General features: G+C 50.1%; 8 protein-coding genes. 6 read left to right on the forward strand and 2 right to left on the reverse strand.

Translation table 11 applies throughout. The features are described 5' to 3' along the window. Nucleotides 1-194: 194 nt before the first annotated feature. Nucleotides 195-566, forward strand: coding sequence for a hypothetical protein (locus tag ACQRAX_RS25270; RefSeq protein ID WP_412041607.1), 372 nt, complete (start codon nucleotides 195-197; stop codon nucleotides 564-566). Between the two features lie 316 nt (nucleotides 567-882). Here ACQRAX_RS25270 and ACQRAX_RS25275 read toward each other — a convergent pair whose 3' ends face one another. Both ACQRAX_RS25275 and ACQRAX_RS25280 read right to left on the reverse strand, forming a co-directional pair. Beyond that, nucleotides 883-1437, reverse strand: coding sequence for a DnaB-like helicase N-terminal domain-containing protein (locus ACQRAX_RS25275; RefSeq protein WP_412041606.1), 555 nt, complete (start codon nucleotides 1435-1437; stop codon nucleotides 883-885). Between the two features lie 81 nt (nucleotides 1438-1518). Beyond that, entirely contained in the window at nucleotides 1519-1929 is a 411-nt protein-coding gene (locus ACQRAX_RS25280) for a helix-turn-helix domain-containing protein (protein WP_267815924.1), read from the reverse strand. Nucleotides 1930-2085: 156 nt separating this feature from the next. Here ACQRAX_RS25280 and ACQRAX_RS25285 point away from each other — a divergent pair, with 156 nt between their 5' ends. The 5 genes from ACQRAX_RS25285 to ACQRAX_RS25305 form a co-directional block, all read left to right on the forward strand. Beyond that, the gene (locus ACQRAX_RS25285; protein WP_412041605.1) at nucleotides 2086-3228 is read left to right on the forward strand and encodes a phage/plasmid replication domain-containing protein; all 1143 of its coding nucleotides are present in this window, start codon (nucleotides 2086-2088) and stop codon (nucleotides 3226-3228) included. A 230-nt stretch (nucleotides 3229-3458) separates the two neighbouring features. Further along, a complete protein-coding gene (locus ACQRAX_RS25290) occupies nucleotides 3459-3704 on the forward strand; it encodes a hypothetical protein (RefSeq protein ID WP_412041604.1) in 246 nt (81 codons plus the stop codon). Then, nucleotides 3701-4030, forward strand: a complete 330-nt coding sequence (locus ACQRAX_RS25295; RefSeq protein WP_145193624.1) for a hypothetical protein — start codon at nucleotides 3701-3703, stop codon at nucleotides 4028-4030. The genes ACQRAX_RS25290 and ACQRAX_RS25295 overlap by 4 nt, the downstream gene beginning before the upstream one ends. 234 nt (nucleotides 4031-4264) lie before the next feature. Then, on the forward strand, nucleotides 4265-4483 hold the full coding sequence (locus tag ACQRAX_RS25300) for a hypothetical protein (protein WP_145193626.1): 219 nt from the start codon (nucleotides 4265-4267) through the stop codon (nucleotides 4481-4483). 138 nt (nucleotides 4484-4621) lie between these two features. Next, nucleotides 4622-5068: hypothetical protein (locus ACQRAX_RS25305; protein ID WP_412041603.1), on the forward strand; the 447-nt coding region annotated here is incomplete at its 3' end.

Below are 5068 nucleotides of genomic sequence, written 5' to 3' on the forward strand. Positions count from 1 at the left end.
CGCATAATGTGACGCACGTTATGTTAGCGAAGCCGGCCGATTAGGCCGAATCAGGCGCCGGGAAAATCGCGCAGCCCCGGCGCCGGATTTACACATAGCGTGCATTATGCGTGGCCCTTTTTTGATGGCATTTATTCAACCAGGTCATCGAGCTGCAGCACGTTTTTGCAATCAAAAATGATGGAGGGAGTAGGGTGGAAGGCACTGCAAAGCAGATCGCTTTGGCTGAAAAAATCAGGGCTGAGGCTCTGGATTCGCTTCGTGCTGCAGGGTCGGCGGCCCCTCATTTTCGCGTGGCTTGCCAGGCTCTTTCTGAGGCTGTTTCGAGCATTACCGATTCGTCCTGGATCATCTCCAATCGCTACAATCTCGGGCTCAAAGTAGGCGTCCTTTACGGCACTGATCAGCCTACGATTACGGCTCAGGAAGTGTTTTATCACCAGCTTTTGCGGAATGAATTTTGGCGAGAACCGCGCCTGCGCAAGGGCATTTCCACCTTCACAAAAGAGCGTCAGGCAGCGATCAAAGCTCTGTTCCAGGAAGCGTGGCGGCTCGAAAGAGCCTAGGTTTTGGGGTATATTCTGCCGCGTTGGCCGAAAGGCACGTTGCAATATTTCTGGCCGAAAGGCACTTACGAAGCCCGCTTCTCAGCGGGCTTTTTGCTGCGTCCTTTTCCCGTGCTCGGCTAAGTCAAGGGCCGCGACCCCGGCTCGTCGTGACAGCGCTTCATCGTCACGATGAACGGAGTCCCGGGCGAAGCGTACCCTTGACCATACGCTGACCCTTACCCTCTGCAAGGGAGTTAGGAGGTGCTTTTCCTCCTGACTCCCGCCGCGTCACAAAGGGTGACCCCCCGGAGGGCCGTCGGAGACGACTTTGCTTTTATTCGGTGTAATAGACGTAGCAGATGTGCTCGCCGTGCGGATTTGATAGCAGCCACTGAGGATCTTCTGTCCACCACACGGCACCATGCGAATAACCGTGGTCCATGACCTCGCGGAATCTCATCAGCCGGCGACTGATTTTTTCTTTGGTGTCGAAGCCTGATCGAAGATCCCCAAACGCTTTGATGATTCGAGCCATAGCGTCCACTTTTTCCATCAAGCCTGACGGCGTATCCCGTGCTATTTCGGCCAGTTCCTGCAGCGTTATTGGATCGCCTGACTGCTCCAGATCCTCCAGGATGAGAAGGATGTCGATCGGGTCCTGTCGTCGGTACAGACGCTCGATGGCCATGAAGATCAGTCGATGGGTTGAGGTGCCGAACGATCCGGCATTCAGCTTGACCTGGTTAATCAAAACAGAGATCAGTGGAGCCTCTCCGTAGCGTCGAGGCTCCAGCCCCATCAGGATCAGCCAACCGAGCAATTCGCGCTCGATACCTTGCACGGTGAGCTCCTGCATCTCGATCAGGCCTTGGCACTTGCTGTTCAGCACTTGTAGCGATCCTTGCGATTTCTGGCTGGAGGAGTGGGGGTGCTGTTACACCCCCACTTCATTGCGGATATCCGCATTTTTTCATTTTTGTTGAGCCGTTTTTCCATAGCGTTTTAGAGGAAGCGCCAGATTCTGTCGGTCTCGATTTTCCTCCATCCTGATTCGCTCCAGCTCGAATACACGTTCTTGTACGAGCATTGCTCGGATCACACGTTTGACCGTTTGCCTGGTTTCTTCTTCCGTTTTGCTCAGCTCGCGTACCAGAAGTGATAAGTCACCGTCCTCCGTCAGTTCATCGTCGTCGAACATGATCTGATCGGCTGAACAGCCAAGTGAAATGATCACTTTCTTCAGGTTGTCTGCTCTCGGGTTCGAGACCTCACGCTCGATGTCCGCCAGCGTCCTCTCAGGCATTCCGCTGAGCCTGGCTAGCTCCTTGAGTTCCAGGCCTTGCTTGAGTCGTTCCTGCCTGATCCTCGTTCCAATGCCCATTCTGCTCGTCTCCAAAGACAGTTTCCCGTGGCTATAGCCCTATTATCAGGAAAAAACCGTTCTTTTTCTCTTGACTGCATCGGTGGACTGTCTATCATCGCGGAATACCTCCGTTATGACAGCGGTAATCCGTGGTTTCGCTAGCAAGGTTCAGGGATGCACATCTTCTACGACTGGCTCTCCGCCTACCAGGAATACGATTTCGACCTGCCCAAGGTGACGGACATTGTCATTGAGACCCTGTGCTCAAAGACTGGCGAGCTTTTGTCGAGCAAGCAACCTGGCTTCAAGCATGAAGGCAGCTGGTCGACCGTGATAATCATCAGAGTTCATGGCCGTCGGGTATTCATTGAAGGGAATCCAAGCCGCATCGATAGGGCAGACAACCTTTTTGGTTATACAACAATTGAACAGTGCGTGATCGTTTACAACCGTATTTTGGCTCAATACGGCCTTCCTCCGCTAACGAAGTGTACCCGGATTGATTTTCGCCAAGGTCCAGACGGACAACATGTTGGTACCACTGCCGATGGCATGGTAATTACTCGCATTGATGTGACGAGCAATCACGCTGTCGGTAAAGGTAACGTGCCCGCATATTTGAAAGGCATTTCAAGTCAAGCTATCGGTAGGAATTATGGTTTTTTATATCCCAATGGTCGCACTGTCACCTGGACAACTAAGGCTCTAGGGCAGGGAGCTCGTCTTCAATTCCGTAAGGCTTACGATAAAGCATTTGAAATGCTTAGTAATAGTCTCCCAAAATTAAAAAGAATCTTCGGCGAGACCTCCGAAGAGTATAAATATATCCAGAAAGTTCAGGCCTATTGCGAAGAGCAAGGCATTGTTCGTTTTGAACAAGGATTCAAGGCTGAATTTCTCAAACGCCATCACTTAGCCTATTGGGGCTTATTTGAAGAAGGTGAGCTTGCCCGCCTCCATGAAGATTTTTTGAAGCTTGATCAGAAGCTTAAGGTGAATGCCATGGACCTGTTATCGATTGCTGAACAGCTTGTAGCTTCGGGCGTGCGCCCTAATATGAGGGCAGCCAATACGACTGCAATGTACGCGATCCAGTGGATGAATGCACAAACTCCATTGGACTTTTCGAAACGCCAGGTTAATGAGCATGCTGCGCACCTTAATCGTATCGGAATAAACATCCGCATGCCGTTCGACCATACAAAATTCTCGCCTGTCATTGTCAAAGAAATACGAGAAGTTACGCGCGTTTCGGTTATCGAAATTCCAAACTGGTACAAGCGTCCGTCTGGCCATTTACAGTTGGTTGCAGCGTGATTACCGTACGTTTTGACGGAGCACGTCTAACAGCGTCAGATCGCCGCAATATCGAGTTCCGAAAGGCTCTCGTGGCATCGCGTTCTAACACGGTTCTCCAGCAGTCTGTAGAACAAACCATTCAAGCTCTTGAGTCCCGCAAAGAGCAAGCAGCTAAGCCTGAGCGTCTTTGGGTGCTCGATTATGAAACTAAAGGTACTCCATGCTTTGCTGAATGGATGGGTTACTAAGTGGATCGTGTGACTTATCAGAACCTGCGTTTTGAGGTGGAGGCCCAGATAGATGTTGCAATTAGATCTCCAGGACTGGATCAATCTGCTTGTGTTAATAGCCTTATGCGCGTCTTTTTGGCTGCACTGGCTCAACAAGAAGTAAAGCGGCAAAGCTCCCGCAGACATTTTAAAACCTTCAGGCGTGATCCTGATGTAATTGTGCCCGGCTGGGCATTTAACCCCCCAGTGGAAAATGATAAATGAAGATCCTGAAAGGCGTAATCGTTGATGTTATCGACCGTGGCACACCTGAGAAGCCCTGGGCAATTGTAGGCATCCAGGCCGAGAGCCTTAATCGCAATGGCATGAAGCAATTCGAGCTTTATGAGCTTTCCGTATTCGGTGATGCAGTCAAACAGGGGCTCCACAATGCTTACCGCGCTCAAAAGGGCGTCGAAGTATACGCTCCGTTCAACGTCTCTTATAACGAGCGCTATAAAGAGCTGAATTACCAGTTGGCTGGTATCCCTTTGCGTATTGAGGAACAGCGCCCAGTCGGTACTGGCGCAGCTGTTCAGAAGGCTTCTTAATGTCTGGCACCCTTTATTGTCCTTCTGAAATAACCTCTGAAGGCGGGGTGCCTGTTTGTTCTACTGGTTGGGTTGCTGTAACTACTACGGCCCCCTTCGACCCGTCTCAACTTGATCCATCAATAGTGGCTCAAGCTTTTGGGGCCGGATTCTCATTGCCTGCATCATTTTTGATAATGGCTATGGGGATTCGCGCATTTCTAAACTTCATCAAGCAATCGTAAGGATTTGTCTATGTCTATCAAAAAACTGTTCGCTGCTGCCGCTGTTGTCGCAACTACTGTATCGGCTCCGTCTGTTTTCGCTGCTGAAGGCGCCTGGGATTATACCGGCCTGACTTCCGGCATTGATTTCAGTGGTATCTCCGTTGGGGTGCTCGCTGTGGCCGGCCTTCTCGCTACTGTTTATGCAGGCATCAAGGGCGCTAAGATCGTTCTTAACTTCCTCCGTTAATTTTCGCAATCGTCTGGGCGTCTTCGGGCGCCCTTTTTTTTACCAAAATTAAGGCATTTCTCATGGACCAGCTTTGGTACTTCGCTTTTTTCTGTATTGGGTCTGGTTGTGCGTTTGCCGTGTTTGCTGGATGGTGAAATGAAAAAACTTATTTCTCTAATCGGCCTTTTATCTTTGCTTCCTAGTTCATGGGCATTTGCCGGGTGGACTTGCAATCAGTCATCGGCGTCAGTCTATCCAAATCAATGCACCGCTACCGGCGTTCAGGATACTCCTGAGTCTGCGGCTAACGCCTTCATGAATGCCTATAAAAATATGGGCAACCCCAACTTTACAGGCTATAAACTAGGCGCCTGTACCTCTTTGGGAGCCAATGACTCTATTTGCGCTTTCAGCTGGACGTATTTAGATAAACCATTCAACATGTCGGTGATGCTGACGAAAACTGATGATCAGGTATGCGAAAGCGCAGTATCGCTTAGAGGACCAGATTCAACCGCAACAAAAACCGGTAATGAGTATTATATTCAATGGACAATAAGGTCTATTGATTCTGACATATGTTACAAGTCGTGCTCTTATCTT

Source organism: Pseudomonas sp. UM16, from assembly GCF_050312595.1.
Classification (GTDB): domain Bacteria; phylum Pseudomonadota; class Gammaproteobacteria; order Pseudomonadales; family Pseudomonadaceae; genus Aquipseudomonas.

Bases quoted from the DNA above. Each gene is read 5' to 3' on its own strand.
- ACQRAX_RS25280 (WP_267815924.1), bottom strand. From the start codon at position 1,929: ATGGGCATTGGAACGAGGATCAGGCAGGAACGACTCAAGCAAGGCCTG.
- ACQRAX_RS25300 (WP_145193626.1), top strand. From the start codon at position 4,265: ATGTCTATCAAAAAACTGTTCGCTGCTGCCGCTGTTGTCGCAACTACT.
- ACQRAX_RS25285 (WP_412041605.1), top strand. From the start codon at position 2,086: ATGCACATCTTCTACGACTGGCTCTCCGCCTACCAGGAATACGATTTC.
- ACQRAX_RS25295 (WP_145193624.1), top strand. From the start codon at position 3,701: ATGAAGATCCTGAAAGGCGTAATCGTTGATGTTATCGACCGTGGCACA.